At 40.8% G+C, this 22,534-nt stretch carries 26 protein-coding genes and 1 other annotated feature; all 26 genes read left to right on the plus strand.

What is annotated here, in order from left to right; genetic code table 11:
* The first annotated feature begins 9 nt into the window (after nucleotides 1–9).
* The 26 genes from rplK to rplE all read left to right on the plus strand — a co-directional run bounded on the left by rplK (nucleotide 10) and on the right by rplE (nucleotide 22,520).
* Nucleotides 10–435, plus strand: a complete 426-nt coding sequence (gene rplK, locus GH754_RS17165) for a 50S ribosomal protein L11 (protein ID WP_323742084.1) — start codon at nucleotides 10–12, stop codon at nucleotides 433–435.
* Between the two features lie 120 nt (nucleotides 436–555).
* Nucleotides 556–1,245, plus strand: coding sequence for a 50S ribosomal protein L1 (gene rplA / locus GH754_RS17170; RefSeq protein ID WP_153729889.1), 690 nt, complete (start codon nucleotides 556–558; stop codon nucleotides 1,243–1,245).
* Between the two features lie 56 nt (nucleotides 1,246–1,301).
* Nucleotides 1,302–1,465, plus strand: a sequence feature (ribosomal protein L10 leader region).
* A gap of 47 nt (nucleotides 1,466–1,512) precedes the next feature.
* Nucleotides 1,513–2,013, plus strand: a complete 501-nt coding sequence (gene rplJ, locus GH754_RS17175) for a 50S ribosomal protein L10 (RefSeq protein ID WP_323742085.1) — start codon at nucleotides 1,513–1,515, stop codon at nucleotides 2,011–2,013.
* Between the two features lie 72 nt (nucleotides 2,014–2,085).
* Nucleotides 2,086–2,451, plus strand: a complete 366-nt coding sequence (rplL, locus tag GH754_RS17180) for a 50S ribosomal protein L7/L12 (protein ID WP_153729890.1) — start codon at nucleotides 2,086–2,088, stop codon at nucleotides 2,449–2,451.
* A 176-nt stretch (nucleotides 2,452–2,627) separates the two neighbouring features.
* Nucleotides 2,628–3,233 (plus strand): class I SAM-dependent methyltransferase, encoded by a 606-nt coding sequence (locus GH754_RS17185; protein WP_153729891.1) that lies wholly within the window; start codon nucleotides 2,628–2,630, stop codon nucleotides 3,231–3,233.
* Nucleotides 3,234–3,636: 403 nt separating this feature from the next.
* Nucleotides 3,637–7,194, plus strand: coding sequence for a DNA-directed RNA polymerase subunit beta (gene rpoB / locus GH754_RS17190; protein ID WP_323742086.1), 3,558 nt, complete (start codon nucleotides 3,637–3,639; stop codon nucleotides 7,192–7,194).
* A 45-nt stretch (nucleotides 7,195–7,239) separates the two neighbouring features.
* Complete coding sequence (rpoC, locus tag GH754_RS17195) at nucleotides 7,240–10,857, plus strand: DNA-directed RNA polymerase subunit beta' (protein ID WP_153729893.1); 3,618 nt, start codon at nucleotides 7,240–7,242, stop codon at nucleotides 10,855–10,857.
* Between the two features lie 125 nt (nucleotides 10,858–10,982).
* Nucleotides 10,983–11,234: a 50S ribosomal protein L7ae-like protein gene (locus GH754_RS17200; RefSeq protein WP_153729894.1), complete on the plus strand. Its 252-nt coding sequence runs from the start codon at nucleotides 10,983–10,985 to the stop codon at nucleotides 11,232–11,234.
* Nucleotides 11,235–11,335: 101 nt separating this feature from the next.
* Nucleotides 11,336–11,749 (plus strand): 30S ribosomal protein S12, encoded by a 414-nt coding sequence (rpsL, locus tag GH754_RS17205; RefSeq protein ID WP_153729895.1) that lies wholly within the window; start codon nucleotides 11,336–11,338, stop codon nucleotides 11,747–11,749.
* 47 nt (nucleotides 11,750–11,796) lie between these two features.
* Complete coding sequence (gene rpsG / locus GH754_RS17210; RefSeq protein ID WP_153729896.1) at nucleotides 11,797–12,267, plus strand: 30S ribosomal protein S7; 471 nt, start codon at nucleotides 11,797–11,799, stop codon at nucleotides 12,265–12,267.
* A gap of 45 nt (nucleotides 12,268–12,312) precedes the next feature.
* Nucleotides 12,313–14,391, plus strand: coding sequence for an elongation factor G (gene fusA, locus GH754_RS17215; RefSeq protein ID WP_153729897.1), 2,079 nt, complete (start codon nucleotides 12,313–12,315; stop codon nucleotides 14,389–14,391).
* 131 nt (nucleotides 14,392–14,522) lie between these two features.
* On the plus strand, nucleotides 14,523–15,713 hold the full coding sequence (gene tuf, locus GH754_RS17220; RefSeq protein WP_153729898.1) for an elongation factor Tu: 1,191 nt from the start codon (nucleotides 14,523–14,525) through the stop codon (nucleotides 15,711–15,713).
* 427 nt (nucleotides 15,714–16,140) lie between these two features.
* Nucleotides 16,141–16,449, plus strand: coding sequence for a 30S ribosomal protein S10 (gene rpsJ, locus GH754_RS17225; protein WP_153729899.1), 309 nt, complete (start codon nucleotides 16,141–16,143; stop codon nucleotides 16,447–16,449).
* 29 nt (nucleotides 16,450–16,478) lie between these two features.
* Nucleotides 16,479–17,105 (plus strand): 50S ribosomal protein L3, encoded by a 627-nt coding sequence (rplC, locus tag GH754_RS17230; protein WP_153729900.1) that lies wholly within the window; start codon nucleotides 16,479–16,481, stop codon nucleotides 17,103–17,105.
* A gap of 29 nt (nucleotides 17,106–17,134) precedes the next feature.
* Entirely contained in the window at nucleotides 17,135–17,758 is a 624-nt protein-coding gene (gene rplD, locus GH754_RS17235) for a 50S ribosomal protein L4 (protein ID WP_153729901.1), read from the plus strand.
* Nucleotides 17,758–18,051 carry a 50S ribosomal protein L23 gene (gene rplW, locus GH754_RS17240; protein ID WP_153729902.1) on the plus strand — a complete coding sequence of 98 codons (294 nt, stop codon included), beginning with the start codon at nucleotides 17,758–17,760 and terminating at the stop codon, nucleotides 18,049–18,051. The genes rplD and rplW overlap by 1 nt, the downstream gene beginning before the upstream one ends.
* 30 nt (nucleotides 18,052–18,081) lie before the next feature.
* Nucleotides 18,082–18,915 (plus strand): 50S ribosomal protein L2, encoded by an 834-nt coding sequence (gene rplB / locus GH754_RS17245; RefSeq protein WP_153729903.1) that lies wholly within the window; start codon nucleotides 18,082–18,084, stop codon nucleotides 18,913–18,915.
* A gap of 58 nt (nucleotides 18,916–18,973) precedes the next feature.
* On the plus strand, nucleotides 18,974–19,252 hold the full coding sequence (gene rpsS / locus GH754_RS17250) for a 30S ribosomal protein S19 (protein WP_153729904.1): 279 nt from the start codon (nucleotides 18,974–18,976) through the stop codon (nucleotides 19,250–19,252).
* Between the two features lie 19 nt (nucleotides 19,253–19,271).
* Entirely contained in the window at nucleotides 19,272–19,613 is a 342-nt protein-coding gene (gene rplV / locus GH754_RS17255) for a 50S ribosomal protein L22 (RefSeq protein ID WP_153729905.1), read from the plus strand.
* A gap of 3 nt (nucleotides 19,614–19,616) precedes the next feature.
* Nucleotides 19,617–20,258: a 30S ribosomal protein S3 gene (gene rpsC, locus GH754_RS17260; protein ID WP_323742087.1), complete on the plus strand. Its 642-nt coding sequence runs from the start codon at nucleotides 19,617–19,619 to the stop codon at nucleotides 20,256–20,258.
* An 18-nt stretch (nucleotides 20,259–20,276) separates the two neighbouring features.
* A complete protein-coding gene (gene rplP, locus GH754_RS17265) occupies nucleotides 20,277–20,711 on the plus strand; it encodes a 50S ribosomal protein L16 (protein ID WP_153729906.1) in 435 nt (144 codons plus the stop codon).
* Complete coding sequence (rpmC, locus tag GH754_RS17270; protein ID WP_153729907.1) at nucleotides 20,701–20,895, plus strand: 50S ribosomal protein L29; 195 nt, start codon at nucleotides 20,701–20,703, stop codon at nucleotides 20,893–20,895. Before rplP ends, rpmC begins: the two co-directional genes overlap by 11 nt.
* 32 nt (nucleotides 20,896–20,927) lie before the next feature.
* Nucleotides 20,928–21,191 (plus strand): 30S ribosomal protein S17, encoded by a 264-nt coding sequence (gene rpsQ / locus GH754_RS17275; protein WP_153729908.1) that lies wholly within the window; start codon nucleotides 20,928–20,930, stop codon nucleotides 21,189–21,191.
* A 42-nt stretch (nucleotides 21,192–21,233) separates the two neighbouring features.
* On the plus strand, nucleotides 21,234–21,602 hold the full coding sequence (gene rplN, locus GH754_RS17280; protein ID WP_153729909.1) for a 50S ribosomal protein L14: 369 nt from the start codon (nucleotides 21,234–21,236) through the stop codon (nucleotides 21,600–21,602).
* 40 nt (nucleotides 21,603–21,642) lie between these two features.
* Nucleotides 21,643–21,954: a 50S ribosomal protein L24 gene (gene rplX / locus GH754_RS17285; RefSeq protein ID WP_153729910.1), complete on the plus strand. Its 312-nt coding sequence runs from the start codon at nucleotides 21,643–21,645 to the stop codon at nucleotides 21,952–21,954.
* Nucleotides 21,955–21,980: 26 nt separating this feature from the next.
* The gene (gene rplE / locus GH754_RS17290; protein WP_153729911.1) at nucleotides 21,981–22,520 is read left to right on the plus strand and encodes a 50S ribosomal protein L5; all 540 of its coding nucleotides are present in this window, start codon (nucleotides 21,981–21,983) and stop codon (nucleotides 22,518–22,520) included.
* The last annotated feature ends 14 nt before the right edge of the window (nucleotides 22,521–22,534 follow it).

Here is a 22,534-nt window from a genome sequence, read left to right on the forward strand (position 1 = left end):
GTGTGTCTCGTGGCTAAAAAAGTAATCAAAGTTGTAAAATTACAAATTCCTGCAGGGAAAGCAAACCCAGCACCACCAGTAGGTCCTGCATTAGGTCAAGCTGGTATTAATATCATGGGCTTCTGTAAAGAATTCAACGCACGTACAGCTGAACAAGCTGGCATGATTATTCCGGTTGAAATCACGGTTTTTGAAGACCGTTCATTTACATTTGTTACAAAAACCCCACCTGCTGCGGTTCTTTTGAAGAAAGCAGCTGGTATTGATTCTGGATCAGGCGAACCAAATCGCAACAAAGTTGCGACTGTTAATCGCGATAAGGTTCGTGAAATCGCAGAAACAAAAATGCCTGATTTAAATGCTGCTGACGTGGAAGCTGCTATGCGTATGGTTGAAGGTACAGCGCGTAGTATGGGTATTGTGATCGAAGACTAATCCCACGCTTTCAGTGGAAGTGAAAAAGGTTGCGGGGGGATCATTTCACCCAACGCAACCTTTATTAGTGGGAGGTAAGACCTTAACCGTTAAAACCACATTTCGAGGAGGAAAATTAGAATGGCTAAGAAAAGCAAAAAGTATGAAGAAGCGCTAAAGCTTGTTGATCGTACAAAAGCATATGAAATTTCAGAAGCTGTAGAAGTTGTTAAAAAGACAGCAACAGCTAAGTTTGATGAATCAGTTGAAGCGGCTTTCCGTTTAGGTGTAGACCCTAAAAAAGCTGACCAACAAATCCGTGGAGCAATGGTACTTCCTAATGGAACTGGTAAAACACAAAAAGTTCTTGTTTTCGCTAAAGGTGATAAAGCGAAGGAAGCAGAAGCGGCTGGAGCCGACTATGTAGGAGAGCAAGATTACATCAACAAAATTAACCAAGGTTGGTTTGATTTTGATGTTGTAGTAGCAACTCCGGACATGATGGCTGAGGTTGGTAAGCTAGGACGTGTATTAGGACCAAAAGGCCTAATGCCAAACCCTAAAACTGGCACTGTAACTTTTGAAGTTGAAAAGGCAGTAAAAGAAGTAAAAGCTGGTAAGGTTGAATACCGTGTAGATAAATCAGGAAACATTCACGTTCCAATTGGTAAGGTTTCTTTTGAAGATGAGAAGCTAGTTGAAAACTTTAACGCTCTAGCTGAGCAAATTGTTAAAGTTAAGCCTCAATCTTCTAAAGGTACTTACATGCGTAATGTATCTATTGCATCTACAATGGGACCTGGCGTCCGCGTAGACGTTTCTAATTACTAAGAAAAAAATAACAATTGACATTCTGTATTGAGTTCAATATAATAGTCAATGTTGTTAAATAAATATACGAAATACCGAAGACAGTAGGTGCGTATTGAACGCTTAATTTCCTGCCGAGGTGTGTTGAATCTGAAGATAGCATACATTGTAATGTGTATGTTTTGCAGGATATAAATACATGCCTCCACTGTCATTTGGTGGAGGCATTTTTAATGCTTACGAAACCAATACACTGATCGGTATAAACAGATTGTAGGAGGTGGAAAGGTGAGCGAGGTAATCGAACACAAAAAACAAGTTGTATCTGAAATTGCAGACAAGCTAAAGACTAGTCAATCAACTATTCTTGTTGACTATCGTGGTTTGGATGTTGAAGAAGTTACTGAATTACGTACACAGCTACGTGAGGCGAACGTTGATTTCAAGGTTTACAAAAACACAATGACACGTCGTGCTACTGCTGAGGCAGGACTTGAAGGACTTGACGATGTTTTGGTTGGTCCAACAGCTATCGCATTTAGTGAAGAGGATGTTGTGGCTCCGGCAAAAGTGTTAAACAACTTTGCTAAAGAACACGAAGACCTTGAAATTAAAGGTGGAGTTATTGAAGGTAACGTTGCAACACTTGAACAAATCAAGGAACTTGCAGATCTTCCAAATTACGAAGGACTACTTTCAATGCTACTCAGCGTGCTACAAGCACCTGTACGCAACTTCGCATACGCTACAAAGGCCATTGCGGAACAAAAGGAAGAAGCAGAAGCTTAAGTTTAATCTCATGAGTTAGATGATAACGCAACGAAAATATACATTATAAAAATTTTTAAGGAGGAAACAAAAATGACTAAAGAACAAATTATTGATGCAATTAAAGAAATGTCCGTTCTTGAATTGAACGATCTAGTTAAAGCTATTGAAGAAGAATTTGGTGTAACTGCTGCTGCTCCAGTTGCTGTAGCTGGTGGAGCTGCTGGTGGCGAGGTTGCTGAAGAGCAAACAGAATTTGACGTAGTACTAACTGACGCTGGTGCTTCTAAGATTAAGGTTGTTAAAGCAGTACGTGAAATCACTGGTCTTGGCTTGAAAGATGCAAAAGACTTAGTAGATAACGCTCCAAAGCCTGTTAAAGAAGGAGCTTCTAAAGAAGAAGCTGAAGAACTTAAAGGTAAGTTAGAAGAAGTTGGCGCTTCAATCGAATTGAAGTAATTTTGAAAAATGATTAAATAAGAAGCTCGCTGGTATCCGGCGAGCTTTTATTTTAGTTTCAGGAAAATAATTTATGGTTAAAACATAGGCGAAAATGTTAAATTTCGTATGTTTTTGAAGCATACGGAGATAACTAGCTGTAAAAGTACTTTGTTAATTGCGGGATGGTGTGGAATTTGTCCGAGCATTATTATTCGAATGATCCAAAGAGTAAAAGTAACCCAACAACATGGGAATACACCTTGCGTAATCGATCCTTCGCCTTCACTTCTGATTTTGGCGTTTTTTCGAAGGGTGAAGTAGACTTTGGCTCAAGGGTATTAATAGAAGCGTTTGAAGAACCAGAAGCTAAAGGGGACTTTTTAGATGTCGGCTGTGGATATGGTCCCATCGGATTAAGTGTTGCAAGCTCTTATCGAGATAGGCATGTATATATGATTGATATTAATAAAAGAGCAATAGAGTTGGCGAAGCATAATGCACATCATAACCAGGTAGATAACGTTACGGTTATGGAAAGCAACCTCTTTGTAGGGGTTTCGGGTCATCAATTTGCAGCTATTTTGACGAATCCGCCTATCCGGGCAGGAAAGCAAGTGGTTCATTCTATTCTTGAACAAAGCTACGAATTTCTTGTTGATCATGGCACGTTGTGGGTTGTTATTCAAAAGAAGCAAGGGGCACCATCGGCAAGGAAGAAGTTAGAGGAAATTTACGATGATGTAAGTGTTGTGGCCAAAGAAAAAGGGTATTACATTTTAAAGGCGGAAAAATTTGACTGACAAATCAAGCTATGCTATTATTGGAAAATGCCAATAATAACTTTTTCTTGTCAAGAAGAATTTTATAATTCTTTATGTATAGGCTGTGAATCGTTTTGGTTATACTAATAAAATCGAATATAAATGGTGATTGATTAGTGAAACATCAGTGAGATTTTACATAACCAGTTAGATAGAAAGTCTATAAACCTTTTTCATGATTACGTTATTATTTATTGTACCACAAATGAGATTGTGGTTCTTGCATTATTCAGGATTATTCATTCGTTTAATGAATTCATGATCGTTAAACGGATGTGATATATATGCTTGTTAAGAATATTTTCATTCTCTAGCAAGCTCGTTCGGCATGCCATTTTTGCCGAATTGTTCTTATTTTACATTAAATATGCAAGTTCGAGGGGTGAATCAGTTGACAGGTCAACTAGTTCAATACGGTCGACTACGCAAGCGTAGATCTTACGCACGTATTAGTGAAGTGTTAGAGTTACCAAACCTAATCGAAATCCAAACTGCTTCCTATCAATGGTTTTTAGATGAGGGTTTGAAAGAGATGTTCCAAGACATTTCTCCTATTGAAGATTTTACAGGAAATTTATCTTTAGAATTCGTAGATTATAGTCTTGGAGAACCAAAGTATCCAGTAGGTGAATCAAAAGAGCGAGACGTCACTTATTCCGCTCCTCTACGCGTTAAGGTGCGACTGTTAAACAAAGAAACCGGAGAGGTAAAAGAACAAGAAGTGTTTATGGGAGATTTCCCACTTATGACCGATACTGGTACTTTTGTGATCAATGGCGCCGAGCGTGTAATTGTATCTCAGTTAGTTCGCTCCCCAAGTGTTTACTTCAGTGAAAAGATTGACAAGAACGGAAAGAAAGGATTTACGACGACGGTTATCCCTAACAGAGGGGCTTGGCTTGAATTTGAAACAGACGCTAAGGATGTCGTACATGTACGTATTGACCGTACACGTAAACTCCCGATTACCGTTCTTTTGCGTGCCTTAGGTTTTGGCACTGATGAGGAAATTGTTGATTTAATCGGTGAAAATGAGTTTCTAAAAAATTCATTGGATAAAGATAATACGGAAAACAGTGAAAAGGCTCTATTAGAAATTTATGAGCGCCTTCGTCCTGGAGAACCACCAACAGTGGAAAGTGCGAAAAGCCTATTGATTTCACGTTTCTTTGATCCAAAGCGTTATGACTTAGCGCGCGTGGGTCGTTACAAAATGAACAAAAAACTTCATATCCAAAACCGTCTATTTAATCAAACGTTGGCAGAAACGGTTGTGGATGAAGAAACAGGTGAAGTGTTAGGACGTAAGGGTGATAAAATTGATCGCCGACTACTGAATAAATTGTTACCATTATTGGAACGTACAGAAGAAAGTCTTGGTGAACAAATTTTAGAACCACATGAGGGTGTGTTGGATGACCCTGTTCGCGTTCAAGCTGTTAAAATTATAGACCCATCTGATCCTGAAGGTGAAAGAACCTTAAAGGTAATTGGAAATGGTGGCGTAGATAAATCAGTTAAACATATTACACCTGCAGATATTATTTCATCTATCAGTTATTTCTTTAACATTTTACATGGTGTAGGAGATACAGATGACATTGACCATTTAGGAAATCGTCGTTTGCGTTCTGTAGGTGAGTTGTTGCAAAACCAATTCCGCATTGGTTTATCAAGAATGGAAAGAGTCGTTCGTGAACGTATGTCCATTCAGGATACGAATTCTATCACACCTCAGCAGCTAATCAATATTCGACCAGTCATTGCTTCCATTAAAGAATTTTTCGGGAGCTCGCAGCTCTCACAATTCATGGACCAAACAAACCCTCTTGCTGAGTTAACGCATAAACGACGTCTTTCAGCTCTAGGGCCTGGTGGGTTAACTCGTGAACGTGCCGGATTTGAAGTGCGTGACGTTCACTACTCACACTACGGTCGTATGTGTCCGATTGAAACGCCTGAAGGTCCGAACATCGGTTTGATTAACTCCTTATCTTCATATTCTAAGGTAAATGAATTTGGCTTTATCGAAACCCCTTATCGTCGTGTAGACCCAGACACAGGTAAGATAACGGAACAAATTGATTACCTAACAGCTGATGAAGAGGATAATTATGTTGTCGCGCAGGCCAATGCTATTCTTGCTGAAGATGGAACGTTCCAAGATGATGAAGTTATTGCGCGTTTCCGCGGGGAAAACACCGTTGTACCTAAGGATCGAATTGATTATATGGACGTATCGCCTAAGCAGGTTGTATCGGCAGCGACCGCTTGTATTCCATTCTTAGAAAACGATGACTCGAACCGTGCGTTAATGGGTGCAAACATGCAACGTCAAGCTGTTCCATTGCTACAACCTAAGTCACCAATTGTGGGTACTGGTATGGAATATGTATCAGGGAAAGACTCAGGTGCTGCTGTTGTTTCACGCTATGACGGTATTGTAGAACGTGTGGAAGCGAAAGAAGTCCATGTTCGCCGCGTGTCTGAAGTTGATGGCAAAGAAGTTAAAGGCGATGTGGATAAATATAAATTGCAAAAGTTTATTCGCTCAAACCAAGGAACATGTTATAACCAACGCCCGATTGTTGAAATGGGAGAGAGAGTTAAAAAAGGTGAAATCCTTGCTGATGGTCCTTCCATGGAACAAGGGGAACTTGCTTTAGGACAAAACGTTCTCGTTGCATTTATGACATGGGATGGTTACAACTATGAGGATGCTATCATCATGAGTGAACGTCTCGTGAAAGACGACGTTTATACATCTGTTCATATTGAAGAGTATGAGTCAGAAGCGCGAGATACCAAATTAGGGCCTGAAGAAATTACTCGAGATATACCAAACGTTGGTGAAGATGCTTTACGTAATTTAGATGAACGTGGCATTATCCGCGTTGGTGCAGAGGTTACGGATGGGGACTTATTGGTAGGTAAAGTAACCCCTAAAGGTGTCACAGAGTTAACAGCCGAAGAAAGACTACTTCACGCAATCTTCGGTGAAAAAGCACGTGAAGTACGTGACACTTCGTTACGTGTACCACATGGTGGTGGCGGTATCGTCTTAGATGTTAAGATCTTTAACCGCGAAGACGGAGATGAACTACCACCAGGTGTGAACCAACTCGTTCGTGTTTATGTGGTACAAAAACGTAAAATCCATGAAGGGGATAAAATGGCTGGTCGTCACGGAAACAAGGGTGTTATTTCCCGTATTTTACCTGAGGAAGATATGCCGTTTATGCCAGATGGAACACCGGTCGATATTATGCTTAATCCATTAGGTGTACCATCACGTATGAACATTGGTCAGGTACTTGAATTACACCTTGGTATGGCCGCTAGACAGCTAGGTATTCATGTTGCAACACCAGTATTTGATGGAGCTTCTGATAATGATGTATGGGATACATTAGAAGAAGCAGGACTTTCAAGAGATGCGAAAACAGTCCTTTATGATGGACGTTCTGGTCAACCATTTGATAACCGCGTTTCCGTTGGTGTCATGTACATGATTAAACTTGCACACATGGTTGATGATAAATTACACGCCCGTTCAACTGGTCCATACTCACTCGTTACACAGCAACCATTGGGTGGTAAGGCGCAGTTCGGTGGACAACGTTTTGGTGAGATGGAGGTTTGGGCACTCGAAGCTTATGGTGCTGCCTATACACTTCAAGAAATTCTCACTGTGAAGTCTGACGATGTTGTTGGACGTGTGAAGACATATGAATCAATCGTTAAAGGAGATAACGTACCCGAACCAGGCGTTCCAGAATCCTTTAAAGTATTGATTAAAGAACTACAAAGCCTTGGAATGGATGTCAAAATCCTTTCAGGTGATGAGTCTGAAATTGAAATGCGTGACATGGAAGAAGAAGAGCAATCAGCTGAACAGTTGAATGTAAACATGGAACAACGCGAAGATGTGAATGGGTAAAGATGAGCTTAGGTAAATTCGGATACTATAAGGGAGGTAGGCTCCTTGTTAGATGTAAATAACTTTGAATTTATGAAGATTGGTTTGGCTTCACCAGATAAAATCCGTTCGTGGTCTTATGGTGAGGTAAAAAAGCCAGAAACAATTAATTATCGTACATTAAAGCCAGAAAAAGACGGTTTGTTTTGTGAACGTATTTTCGGTCCACAAAAAGACTGGGAATGTCATTGTGGAAAGTATAAGCGTGTGCGTTACAAAGGAATTGTCTGCGACCGCTGTGGAGTAGAGGTTACAAAATCAAAAGTACGAAGAGAGCGAATGGGGCATATTGAACTCGCTGCCCCTGTCTCTCATATTTGGTATTTCAAAGGAATACCAAGTCGTATGGGACTTGTGCTTGATATGTCTCCACGTGCGCTTGAAGAGGTCATTTACTTTGCGGCATATATTGTGACCGATGTAGGTGACACTCCTCTAGAAAAGAAACAATTGTTATCCGAAAGGGAATATCGCCAGTACCGTGAAAAGTACGGCGCGACTTTCCAAGCTCAAATGGGTGCGGAGGCAATTCGTAAACTACTTCAGGATATCAACCTAGAAACAGAGGTTGACACCCTTAAGGAAGAGCTAAAAACAGCTCAGGGTCAACGTCGAACTCGAGCTATTAAACGATTAGAAGTGTTGGAATCATTCCGTAACTCAGGTAACGATCCATCATGGATGATTTTAGATGTGTTACCGGTTATTCCGCCTGAGCTACGCCCAATGGTACAGCTGGATGGTGGTCGATTTGCTACTTCAGATTTAAACGATCTATATCGTCGTGTAATTAATCGTAACAATCGCTTAAAGCGTTTATTAGACTTAGGCGCTCCAAGTATTATCGTACAAAATGAAAAGCGTATGCTTCAGGAAGCGGTTGATGCGTTAATTGATAACGGGCGTAGAGGTCGTCCTGTTACGGGGCCAGGAAATAGACCATTAAAATCTCTATCACATATGTTGAAAGGGAAGCAAGGTCGTTTCCGACAAAACCTATTAGGTAAGCGTGTTGACTATTCTGGTCGTTCCGTTATTGTGGTGGGACCTAACCTAAAAATGTATCAATGTGGTTTACCGAAAGAGATGGCCATCGAACTGTTCAAGCCTTTCGTTATGAAGGAGCTTGTCGATCGTGGTATTTCTCACAATATAAAATCAGCCAAGCGTAAAATTGAACGTTTGCACCCGGAAATTTGGGATGTGCTTGAAGAAGTGATCAAAGAGCACCCGGTATTACTAAACCGTGCACCTACTCTTCATAGATTAGGTATTCAAGCATTTGAACCAACACTAGTTGAAGGACGCGCCATTCGCTTACATCCATTGGTTTGTACAGCATATAACGCGGACTTTGATGGTGACCAAATGGCTGTGCACGTTCCGCTATCAGCAGAGGCACAAGCTGAAGCGCGAATTTTAATGCTTGCTGCACAAAACATCTTGAACCCTAAGGATGGAAAGCCAGTTGTTACACCTTCACAGGATATGGTGTTGGGTAACTACTATCTAACCTTGGAAAGAAAAAATGCAATTGGTGAAGGTAAGGTCTTTAAAGACTTGAACGAAGCAGTTATGGCATATCAAAATGGATATGTTCATCTCCATACAAGAGTCGCAGTATATGCTGGTTCCTTAAAGAACCTTACTTTTACAGAAGAACAAAATAATATGTTGCTCTTAACAACGGTTGGTAAGCTGATTTTTAACAACATGCTACCAAACGCGTTCCCTTATATGAATGAGCCAACACCTTTCAATCTTGAGGTGAAAACACCTGAAAAATATTTCGTTCCTAAGGGTACGGATATTAAAGAAGAGATTGCTAAGCGGGATATTATTCTGCCGTTTAAGAAGGGTATTCTTGGCGACATTATTGCAGAAGTATTTAAACGCTACAAGATCACGGAAACATCTAAAATGCTTGACCGAATGAAGGATTTAGGATTTGAATTCTCAACAAAAGCTGGTATTACAGTTGGTGTGTCCGACATTGTTGTATTACCAGAGAAGCAGGTTATTTTAGATGAAGCCCAAGAAAAAATCGATAAAGTCGTAAAGCAGTTCCGTCGTGGTTTAATTACTGGAGAGGAAAGATACGACCGAGTCATTGCAATTTGGACTGAAGCAAAAGATATTATTCAAGACAAATTGATGCAATCCTTAGAGCCAACAAACCCAATCTTTATGATGAGTGATTCTGGAGCTCGTGGTAATGCTTCAAACTTCACTCAGTTAGCGGGTATGCGTGGCTTGATGGCCAATCCATCTGGTCGAATCATTGAACTTCCAATTAAATCAAGTTTCCGCGAAGGTTTAACCGTATTGGAATACTTTATTTCCACTCACGGTGCTCGTAAAGGTCTGGCGGATACGGCGCTTAAGACGGCTGACTCAGGTTACTTAACACGCCGCTTGGTCGATGTTGCCCAAGATGTTATTGTGCGTGAGGATGACTGTGGCACAGACCGCGGATTGTTTGTCAGCACTTTAAGAGATGGAGACGAAATTATTGTTCCATTGATCGACCGTCTCATCGGGCGTACTAGCTACAAAACACATCGTCACCCTGAAACAGACGAAGTAATTGTAGGCCGTAACGAACTTATTACCGAAGACAAAGCAAAAGATATTATTAATGCAGGTATTGAAGAAGTTTACATCCGTTCTGTGTTCACGTGTAACACAAGGCACGGGGTATGTAAGAAGTGTTACGGACGTAACTTGGCAACTGGTCAAGAGGTTGAAGTTGGTGAGGCTGTCGGTATTATTGCAGCTCAATCCATTGGTGAACCTGGTACACAGCTTACTATGCGTACCTTCCATACAGGCGGGGTTGCGGGAGACGATATTACACAAGGTCTACCGCGTATCCAGGAGCTATTTGAGGCGCGTAATCCGAAAGGGCAAGCTGTTATCAGTGAAATCTACGGTACTGTACAGAATGTCAGTGAAGTCAAGGATAAGTTAGAAATTGTCGTCCAAGGCGACGTTGAAAGCCGTACGTACACGACTCCGTATAACGCGCGACTCAAGGTTAGTGTTGGAGATCAAGTGGAGGCCGGCCAAGAACTAACTGAAGGTTCTGTGGACCCTAAAGAGTTACTCAAGGTACGTGGCACGCAAGGTGTACAACAGTACATTCTTAAGGAAGTACAAAAAGTTTATCGCATGCAAGGTGTTGAAATCTCAGATAAGCACGTTGAGGTTATGGCACGACAAATGCTTAGAAAAATTCGTGTGGTTGAATCAGGAGAGTCTGATGTATTACCTGGCTCACTTATCGAAACCTTCCAATTCAAGGATGCAAACCAAAAAGCATTGCTTAATGGTGAACAGCCTGCTGTTGGTCGACCAGTGCTCCTAGGTATTACGAAGGCATCACTTGAAACTGATTCATTCTTATCAGCTGCATCCTTCCAAGAAACAACAAGAGTCTTAACAGATGCAGCCATTAAGGGTAAACGAGATGAATTACTAGGCCTGAAAGAAAATGTGATTATTGGTAAACTCGTTCCGGCTGGTACTGGTATGAATCGATATCGCCGAATTGAAATGAAGAAGAATCAAGAACAACAAGAAATTGTTTCTGAAGTCACTAGTGAAGAAATCACAACTCAGTAACAAGTGTTTGAAAAGGTAAAGAAATAGAATACCTTGAATCATAAATCATGGTTGACTTTCGTATTTCAGGATGATAATATATTCAAGGTGTTCTATTTACCCCTTGTTGCTTTGGAGGATTAAAAATGTCTTATGAAAAAGTAGCACAGGATAAGTCGAGAGCCGTAATCGGTACTAAACAGACAATTAAGGCTATAAAAAACGGCGAGATCGAAGAAGTGATTGTTGCCGAAGATGCCGAGCGACGAGTAACAGAAAAAGTAGTTCGTCTTGCTAAGGAAACAGGAATTCCGATTTCACATGTTGACTCTATGAAACAGTTAGGAAAAGCGTGTGGCATAGATGTTGGGGCAGCTACAGTCGCTATTAGAAAATAAAGATTTTAGTGGAGTTTCCCGCTAAGACTTTGTTTTTTACCTTTATATGAACCACCTGGATGTGTGGTATTACAACAATGGAAGAAGGGAGGAAATAAACAATGCCAACTATTAACCAATTAGTGCGTAAAGGTCGTAAGTCAAAAGTTAAATCAACTGACTCACCAGCACTTAACAAAGGCTATAACAGCTTTAAAAAGACGTTAACAAATCAATCTTCACCACAAAAGCGTGGGGTTTGTACTCGTGTGGGTACCCTAACTCCTAAGAAGCCAAACTCAGCACTTCGTAAATATGCTCGTGTTCGTTTAACAAACGGCATCGAGGTTACTGCTTACATTCCTGGAATTGGGCACAACCTTCAAGAGCATAGTGTTGTGTTAATTCGTGGTGGACGTGTTAAGGACTTACCAGGTGTGCGTTATCACATCGTTCGTGGAGCTCTTGATACTGCAGGTGTTGAAGGTCGTCAACAAGGCCGTTCTAAATACGGTGCAAAAAGACCTAAGAAATAATCTTATACTCACTAGAAAGATAGCGCAAAATGAAAGGAGGGGAACGTATGCCTCGTAAAGGTCCAGTAGCTAAGCGTGATGTGTTACCAGATCCAATTTACAATTCAAAACTAGTAACTCGCCTTATCAACCAAATCATGGTAGATGGTAAGCGTGGTACTGCTCAAAAACTTTTATATAAAGCCTTTGAACTAGTTCAAGAACGCAGTGGCCAAGATGCTATGGAAGTTTTTGAACAAGCAATGAAGAACGTAATGCCTGTACTTGAAGTTCGTGCTCGCCGTGTTGGTGGCTCAAACTACCAAGTACCAGTTGAGGTTCGCCCAGAACGTCGTCAGGCATTAGGTCTTCGTCACATCGTACTTTATTCACGTCAACGTGGAGAGAAGACGATGGAAGAACGTCTTGCAAACGAAATTCTTGATGCTGCAAACAACACTGGTGCAGCAGTTAAGAAGCGTGAGGATATGCACAAAATGGCTGAAGCAAACAAAGCATTTGCTCACTATCGTTGGTAATAACATTCATTCAACTAAACTTTACTCTAGGAAGGAGAAAAATTCATGGCTAGAGAGTTCTCCTTGGAAAGAACACGTAACATTGGGATTATGGCTCACATTGATGCCGGTAAAACCACTGCTACAGAACGTATTCTTTTCTACACAGGACGTATCCATAAAATTGGGGAAACACATGAAGGTGCTTCCCAAATGGACTGGATGGAACAAGAGCAGGAGCGTGGGATTACCATTACTTCCGCTGCAACAACTGCTCAATGGAAAGACCATCGTATCAACATTATCGATACACCAGGTCACGTGGACTTCACAGTAGAAGTTGAACGTTCTCTTCGTGTATTAGACGGTTCCGTTGCTGTATTGGATGCTCAATCAGGTGTTGAGCCGCAAACTGAAACAGTTTGGCGCCAAGCAACAACTTATGGAGTACCACGTATTGTTTTTGTTAACAAAATGGATAAGATTGGGGCAGACTTCTTATTCTCAACTGGTACTTTAAACGAACGTCTAGGTGCAAATGCACACCCGATCCAACTTCCAATTGGTGCAGAGGATCAATTCGAAGGAATCATTGACCTTGTGACCATGGAAGCTTACTATTACCTTGATGATTTAGGAACGCGCGCTGAAGCACGCCCTATTCCTGATGAATACAAGGACCAAGCAGAAGAATATCGCACGAAGTTAGTTGAAGCGGTAGCTGAATTAGATGAAGATCTAATGATGAGATATCTTGAAGGAGAAGAAATCTCCAACGAAGAACTTAAAAACGCTATTCGTCAAGCTACTCTAAGTGTTGAATTCTACCCAGTACTTTGTGGTTCTGCTTTCAAAAATAAAGGGGTACAATTATTAATTGATGCGGTAATTGATTACCTACCATCACCATTAGATGTACCACCAATTGAAGGTCATGTTGCTGACACAGATGAAAAGGTTGTTCGTAAAGCAGACGACAACGAGCCATTCTCAGCACTTGCCTTTAAGGTTGCAACAGACCCGTATGTAGGTAAATTGACTTTCTTCCGTGTGTATTCTGGTACATTGAGCTCGGGCTCATATGTAAAGAATTCAACAAAGGATAAGCGTGAGCGTGTTGGACGTATCCTTCAAATGCACGCTAACTCCCGTGAAGAAATTTCAACTGTATACGCTGGGGATATTGCAGCTGCAGTAGGTTTGAAGGATACTGGTACTGGAGATACTCTAGTAGACGAGAAAAGCAAAGTCATCTTAGAGTCTATGGAATTCCCTGAACCAGTTATCTCTGTTGCGATCGAGCCAAAATCTAAAGCAGACCAAGACAAAATGTCAGTTGCTCTAGGTAAGTTGGCTGAAGAAGATCCAACCTTCAAAACTGAAACAAACACTGAAACTGGTCAAACAATCATTTCTGGTATGGGTGAGCTTCACCTTGATATTATCGTTGACCGTTTAAAGCGTGAATTCAAAGTAGAAGCAAATGTTGGTGCGCCACAGGTTGCTTATCGTGAAACATTCCGTTCTTCTGCAGAAGTAGAAGGAAAGTTTGTACGTCAATCAGGTGGTCGTGGACAATACGGACACGTTTGGGTTAAATTTGAGCCAAATGAAGAAGGTGCAGGCTTTGAATTCGTAAACAAAATCGTTGGTGGTGTTGTACCACGTGAATACATTCCATCAGTTGAACAAGGTATTCAAGAATCCCTTGAAAATGGTGTGTTAGCTGGTTATCCACTAATTGACGTTAAAGCAACATTGTATGATGGTTCTTATCATGATGTTGACTCTAATGAAATGGCATTTAAAGTTGCCGCTTCAATGGCATTAAAGGCTGCTAAGAATAAGTGTAACCCAGTTATACTTGAGCCAATGATGAAGGTTGAAGTTGTCATCCCTGAAGAATACATGGGTGACATTATGGGTGATGTTACTTCTCGTCGTGGACGTGTAGAAGGTATGGGCGCTCGCGGTAATGCGCAAGTTGTTAATGCCTTTGTACCACTTGCTGAAATGTTTGGTTATGCAACTGCATTACGTTCAAACACACAAGGTCGTGGTACTTATACTATGCACTTCAGTCACTATGAAGAAGTACCAAAATCTATTTCAGAAGAAATTATCAAAAAAAATAATGGTGGATAATTGATTTTTTCATAATCTTCCATTATAAATGAAGGTAGAGGCTTGGAAGTATGTCCATCCTGTGTACATACTTCCGAGTAAATAATAAATAAAAATCCATAAGAAATATTTATTTTAAGGAGGAAACATAAATGAGTAAAGAAAAATTCGATCGCTCCAAATCCCACGTTAACATTGGGACAATCGGTCACGTTGACCATGGTAAAACTACTTTAACTGCAGCTATCACTACTACACTTTTCAACAAGTATGGTACAGGTGAAGCACGTGCATATGATTCTATCGACGGTGCTCCAGAAGAGCGTGAACGTGGTATCACAATCTCTACTGCACACGTTGAGTACGAAACTGACAACCGTCACTATGCACACGTTGACTGCCCAGGACACGCTGACTATGTTAAAAACATGATCACTGGTGCAGCACAAATGGACGGAGCTATTCTAGTTGTATCTGCAGCAGATGGCCCAATGCCACAAACTCGTGAGCACATCCTTCTATCTCGTCAAGTAGGTGTACCTGCAATTGTTGTATTCCTAAACAAGTGCGACATGGTAGACGATGAAGAACTACTTGAATTAGTAGAAATGGAAGTACGTGACCTACTTTCTGAGTACGAATTCCCTGGTGACGATGTACCAGTTATCCAAGGTTCTGCTCTTAAAGCACTTGAAGGTGACGAAGAGTACCAAAACAAAATTTATGAACTAATGGATGCAGTTGATGAGTACATTCCAACTCCAGACCGTGACACTGACAAGCCATTCATGATGCCAGTTGAGGACGTATTCTCTATTACTGGTCGTGGTACAGTTGCAACTGGACGTGTAGAGCGCGGACAAGTTAAAGTTGGTGACGAAGTTGAGATTATCGGTCTTGCTGAAGAGCCTTCTAAGACTACTGTAACTGGTGTTGAAATGTTCCGTAAGCTTCTTGACTATGCTGAAGCTGGAGACAACATTGGGGCACTTCTTCGTGGGGTTGCTCGTGAAGATATCAACCGTGGTCAAGTACTTGCAAAGCCAGGTTCAATTACACCACATACTAACTTCAAAGCTGAAGTTTATGTTCTATCAAAGGAAGAAGGTGGACGTCATACTCCATTCTTCTCAAACTATCGTCCACAGTTCTACTTCCGTACAACGGACGTAACTGGTGTTATCCAACTTCCTGAAGGCGTTGAAATGGTAATGCCTGGAGATAACGTTGAGATGACTGTTGAACTTATTTCACCAATCGCAATTGAAGACGGTACAAAGTTCTCAATTCGTGAAGGTGGACGTACAGTAGGCGCTGGCGTTGTATCAACAATTGAAAAGTAAGTTTTAATTAAACGGATCCGTAATAAACAGGTAGCAATAATCTTGCTACCTGTTTTCTATTTTGTTCGGAATATATTTGTGCCTAGCATATTAGAAAGATGGAGTACGTTTTGAAAACGAATCGACAGTAAAGTTCATGTCCTTCTCCGTTAAAACAAAAAGCATCAGCAAACGGAAATTTAAGCCAATTTAATTCCTATGTTGAAATCACACGATTATGTATGTATAATATTACAAGTGTCAAACATGAATAATATATTTCATGGTTGCAAAACGCCTTTAAATTCTATATAATTAGTAATGTTGGTCGTTAAAGGCGATGATGTGAAAGGTTGCTGAAACACCCGGCCCCTTTGCCATGGCGGGCGTTGAGGAAATTTTCACGGAGTATGTCTATTTAAATATGGGCGAAGAAGGAGGGAAAGTAATGGCAAAAGAAAAGATTCGTATTCGTTTAAAAGCATATGATCACAGGATTTTAGATCAATCAGCTGTGAAAATTGTAGAGACAGCAAAGCGTTCTGGTGCTAATGTTTCAGGACCAATTCCGCTTCCTACAGAAAAAACAGTTTACACAGTCCTTCGTGCGGTACACAAGTACAAGGATTCTCGTGAGCAATTCGAAATGCGTACACACAAACGTTTAATCGATATTGTGAACCCAACTCCACAGACTGTTGATTCTCTTATGCGTTTGGATCTTCCGTCTGGCGTGGACATTGAAATTAAACTATAAAATAATTGAATTATTAGGAGGTGTAACGGATGGCGAAAGGAATCTTAGGTCGAAAAATTGGCATGACTCAGCTTTTCTCTGAAAATGGAGAAATGGTTCCAGTAACAGTAGTTCAAGCAGAACCAAACGTTGTTTTACAACTTAAAACATTGGAAAACGACGGTTACGAAGCCGTTCAATTGGGTGTAGCCGATAAAAAAGCAGTTCGATCAAATAAACCTGAAAAGGGTCATGCTGAAAAAGCAAACACAAACCCTAAGCGCTACATTCGCGAAATCCGTAATGCAAATCTTGATGACTATGAAGTCGGTCAAGAGGTTAAGGTAGATATTTTTGAAGCTGGTGAAAAGATAGATGTAACAGGAACTTCTAAAGGGAAAGGTTTCCAAGGTGCTATTAAGCGTCATAACCAATCTCGCGGACCTATGACTCACGGTTCTCATTATCACAGAAGCCCAGGTGCAATGGGTGTTATTGATCCAATGCGCGTATTTAAAGGTAAAAAATTACCGGGTCAAATGGGTGGAAACACTGTGACAATTCAAAACCTAGAAGTTGTAAAGGTAGACACTGAAAACAATCTATTACTTATTAAAGGTAATGTACCAGGTGCCAAAAAATCTTATCTTGAAATTACAAGTGCGGTAAAGGCGTAAAAGACTATTAAATGAAGGGAGGATCTGTCATGCCTAAAGTAGCACTATTTAAACAAGACGGTTCAAAGCTTGAAGATATCGAGCTATCAGCATCCGTTTTTGGAATCGAACCAAATACTCACGTTTTACATGAAGCGGTTCAAGCTCAACGTGCTTCATTGCGTCAAGGTACGCATAAAGTGAAAAATCGCTCAGAAGTTAGTGGCGGTGGCCGTAAGCCATGGCGTCAAAAAGGAACTGGTCGTGCACGTCAAGGTTCTATCCGTTCCCCGCAATGGGTAGGAGGAGGAGCTGTATTCGGACCAACTCCTCGCAGCTACAGCTACAAGCTACCTAAAAAGGTGCGCCGTTTAGCTCTTAGATCTGCACTATCTTCTAAGGTGCAAGAAGAAAAAGTAGTTGTTTTAGACGCTCTTTCTTTTGATGCACCAAAAACAAAAGAAGTTGTAAAAATGCTAGAAGGTTTAAAAGTAGACAATGACACATTGATTGTTACTGCTGAGAATGATGAGAATGTTGCACGTTCTGCAAACAACATCCAAGGTGTTAAAGTGTTAACTGTTGAAGAGGTTAATGTACTTGATCTGTTAACGCATGACAAATTAGTCATCACAAAAGATGCAGCCGAAAAAGCAGGGGAGGTGCTTGCATAATGAAAGATCCACGCGATATTATTAAGCGCCCTGTCATTACGGAAGCTTCTGCGGACTTGATGGTCGACAAAAAGTACACATTTGAAGTTGACCCGAAAGCTAACAAAACAGAAATCAAAAAAGCAGTAGAGGTTATTTTCGGTGTTGAAGTAGAAAAAGTAAACACTCTTAACCAAAAAGGTAAATTTAGAAGAATGGGACGTTATGGAGGCTATCGCCCAGACCGTAAAAAAGCGGTTGTGCAGCTTTCAGAAGACAGTAAAGAACTAGACTTCTTTGAAGGTGTCGAATAAATAACAAACAATTAAAGGAGGGAAATTGAGATGGCGATCAAAAAGTTTAAGCCAACCTCAAACGGTCGTCGTAACATGACAGCATCTGATTTTGCTGAAATCACGACGAACAAACCTGAGAAAACCTTGCTTGCTCCACTCAGCAAAAGAGCTGGTCGTAACAACCAAGGTCGATTAACTACTCGTCATCAAGGTGGCGGTCACAAGCGTAAATACCGTATTATCGATTTCAAACGCGATAAAGATGGTATACCAGGTCGCGTTGCCACTGTTGAGTATGATCCAAACCGTACAGCAAACATTGCTTTAATTCATTACGCTGACGGTGAAAAGCGTTATATCTTAGCACCTAAAGGCCTACAAGTAGGTCAAGAAATCCAATCTGGTGAAGGTGCAGACATTAAACTAGGAAATGCTTTAGAGCTTAAAAATATCCCTGTAGGTACAACAATTCATAACATTGAATTGAAACCTGGTCGCGGAGGACAATTAGTCCGTTCAGCAGGTGCTCAAGCACAAATTCTAGGTAGAGAAGGTAAATATGTACTTGTACGTTTAGCTTCTGGTGAAACTCGTATGGTTCTTGGTACTTGCCGTGCAACAATTGGTCAAGTAGGAAACCTTGAACATGAACTTATCAATGTTGGTAAAGCAGGACGTAATCGTTGGAAAGGTAAACGCCCAACAGTACGTGGTTCTGTTATGAACCCAGTTGATCACCCACACGGTGGTGGTGAAGGTCGTGCACCAATCGGACTTCCATCTCCAATGTCACCATGGGGCAAACCAACTCTTGGTCTTAAAACGCGTAAACGCAATAAAGCATCCGATAAATTTATTGTACGTCGTCGTAAGAAAAAATAGCGGGATTGTAAGACACAGATAATCATTTAGTCTGTCAATCGCGAAGGGAGGTTTACTGATGGGTCGTAGTTTGAAAAAAGGACCTTTCGTTGATGATCATTTAATGAAAAAAGTAGAAGACTTGAACGAAACAGGTAAAAAGCAAGTTATTAAAACTTGGTCACGTCGTTCAACAATTTTCCCTAACTTTGTAGGGCAAACCATTGCGGTTTACGATGGACGCAAGCATGTACCAGTTTATATCACAGAAGATATGGTCGGCCATAAACTAGGTGAATTCGCACCTACACGTGCCTTTAAAGGTCATGCTGGCGACGATAAGAAAACAAAACGCTAAATGAGAGGAGGCACACAAAATGCAAGCTAAAGCCGTTGCTAAAACCGTCCGTATCGCTCCTCGTAAGGCTCGGTTAGTTGTTGACTTAATTCGAGGAAAAAACGTTGGCGAAGCTTTTGCTATCCTAAGCCATACGAATCGTGCGGCTTCTCCAATTGTAGAAAAGGTTTTAAAATCTGCTATTGCAAATGCGGAGCATAACTATGAGCTAGATCCAGAAAACTTAGTGGTTTCTGAAGCATTCGTTAATGAGGGAGTTACACTTAAGAGATTCCGCCCTCGTGCTCAAGGACGCGCTTCACAAATCAATAAACGCACAAGCCATATTACGATTACGGTATCAGAAAAGAAGGAGGGATAATCTGTGGGTCAAAAAGTTAATCCTGTAGGTCTACGAGTAGGCGTTATTCGTGACTGGGAATCAAAATGGTATGCAGGAAATGATTATTCAGAACTATTACATGAAGACATTAAGATTCGTGAATATATTGAAAATCGTTTAAAGGATGCTGCTTTATCTTCAGTTGAGATTGAACGTGCAGCAAGTCGTTTAAATATTACAGTTCACACTGCTAAGCCTGGTATGGTTATTGGTAAAGGCGGTTCCGAAGTTGAAGCACTTCGTAAGTCTCTAAACAACCTTACTGGCAAAAAGGTTCACATCAACATCGTTGAGGTGAAAAAACCTGAATTAGACGCAACATTAGTTGCTGATAATATTGCTCGTCAATTAGAAAACCGTGTTTCATTCCGTCGTGTACAAAAGCAAGCTATCCAACGTGCTATGCGCGCAGGAGCTAAAGGTGTTAAAACACAGGTTTCAGGTCGTCTAGCTGGAGCAGATATTGCTCGTGCTGAACATTACAGCGAAGGTACTGTACCACTTCACACACTTCGTGCAGACATTGATTATGGTACTGCAGAAGCAGACACTACTTACGGTAAGTTAGGTGTTAAAGTGTGGATCTACCGTGGTGAGGTCCTTCCAACGAAGAAAGATAATTAAGGAAGGGGGATAAGCAAAATGTTAATGCCAAAACGTGTTAAATATCGTAAACAATTTCGTTCAAACTTAAAAGGCCGTGCAAAAGGCGGTACTAATGTTTCGTTCGGTGAATATGGACTACAGGCATTAGATGGTGCTTGGATCACAAGTCGCCAAATCGAGGCGGCACGTATTGCCATGACACGTTATATGAAACGTGGTGGTAAAGTATGGATCAAAATTTTCCCAGATAAACCTAAGACAGCTAAACCATTGGAAGTACGTATGGGTTCTGGTAAAGGTGCCCCAGAAGGATGGGTAGCAGTTGTAAAACCAGGGAAGATTATGTTTGAAATTGCTGGTGTATCTGAAGAAGTTGCTCGTGAAGCATTACGTCTTGCTTCTCACAAACTACCGATTAAGACAAAGTTCGTAAAACGTGAAGAAATTGGTGGTGAAAATAATGAAGGCTAATGAAATCAGAGATCTAACCACTGCCGAAATTGAGCAAAAAGTAAAATCACTAAAAGAAGAGCTTTTCAATTTACGTTTCCAACTTGCGACTGGCCAGCTTGAAAACACAGCTCGCATTCGCGAGGTACGTAAATCAATCGCTCGTATGAAAACTGTAGTTCGTGAAAGAGAGCTTACTGAATAATAATCGATAATTTTGAGAGGAGGTCTGCCTCGATGAGTGAACGTAATGATCGTAAAGTTTATACTGGTCGTGTAGTTTCAGACAAAATGGATAAAACCATCACTGTATTGGTTGAAACGTATAAGTTCCATTCACTTTATGGTAAGCGTGTAAAGTACTCTAAGAAGTTCAAAGCACATGATGAGAACAACCAAGCTAAAAAAGGCGATATCGTTAGTATCATGGAAACTCGCCCGTTATCAGCTACAAAACGTTTTCGTTTAGTGGAAATTGTAGAAGAAGCGGTTATTATTTAATAGTGATAAAGGTTAATTGTTCCGAAGGGAGGTAACACCGCTATGATACAACAAGAGAGTCGGTTAAAAGTTGCAGATAACTCTGGTGCTCGTGAAGTATCTACGATCAAAGTACTTGGAGGATCTGGTCGTAAGACTGCTAATATTGGTGATGTTATTGTTTGCTCAGTAAAACAAGCAACACCAGGTGGCGTTGTCAAAAAAGGGGAAGTTGTAAGAGCTGTTATTGTGCGTTCTAAGAGCGGAGTTCGCCGTAAGGATGGTTCATACATTCGTTTTGACGAAAACGCTGCTGTTATTATTCGTGACGATAAGAGCCCACGTGGTACTCGTATTTTTGGACCAGTTGCACGTGAACTTCGTGACAACAAATTTATGAAAATTGTTTCTCTAGCTCCAGAAGTATTATAAACCTAATTAAGATGAAGCCTTGTAAGGAGGTGCGCTAGTCATGCATGTAAAAAAAGGTGACAAAGTTTTGGTTATCTCAGGTAAGGATAAAGGCAAGCAAGGTACTGTTCTTGAAGCCTATCCTAAGAAAGAACGTGTTCTTGTAGAAGGTGTCAACCAAGTGAAAAAACACGCAAAACCTTCTCAAGATAATCCACAAGGTGGCATTTTAACTCAAGAAGCTGCTATTCATGTTTCTAATGTCATGCCGGTTGATCCGAAATCAGGTGAACCAACTCGTGTTGGTTACAGCGAAGTTAACGGAAAAAAAGTGCGTATCGCTAAAAAATCCGGTGAACCTTTAGATAAATAATCTAACGGCGAAAGGAGGGCTATATGATGAACGAAATGAAATCACAATACAATAAAGAAATCGTTCCATCCCTAATGGAAAAATTCAACTACGAATCAGTTATGGAAGTACCAGGAATTGAAAAAATCGTAATCAATATGGGTGTTGGTGACGCAGTTCAAAACGCAAAAGCGCTTGATAATGCGGTTGAAGAACTAACATTAATCACAGGGCAAAAGCCTGTTGTTACTCGTGCTAAGAAATCAATTGCAGGTTTCCGTTTACGTGAAGGAATGCCAATCGGTGCTAAGGTTACACTTCGCGGAGCGCGTATGTACGATTTCCTACAAAAGCTTATTGCTGTTTCATTACCACGTGTACGTGACTTCCGTGGTATTTCAAACAAAGCTTTTGATGGTCGTGGAAACTACACTTTAGGTGTTAAAGAACAATTGATTTTCCCTGAAATTGACTATGATAAGGTTGATAAAGTTCGTGGTATGGATATCGTGATTGTTACATCAGCAAACACAGATGAAGAAGCTCGTGAACTATTAACTCAACTCGGAATGCCGTTTAAAAAATAGCTCCGAGAGAATAA

It is taken from the genome of Salinibacillus xinjiangensis, from assembly GCF_009649735.1.
Taxonomy (GTDB): domain Bacteria; phylum Bacillota; class Bacilli; order Bacillales; family Alkalibacillaceae; genus Salinibacillus; species Salinibacillus xinjiangensis.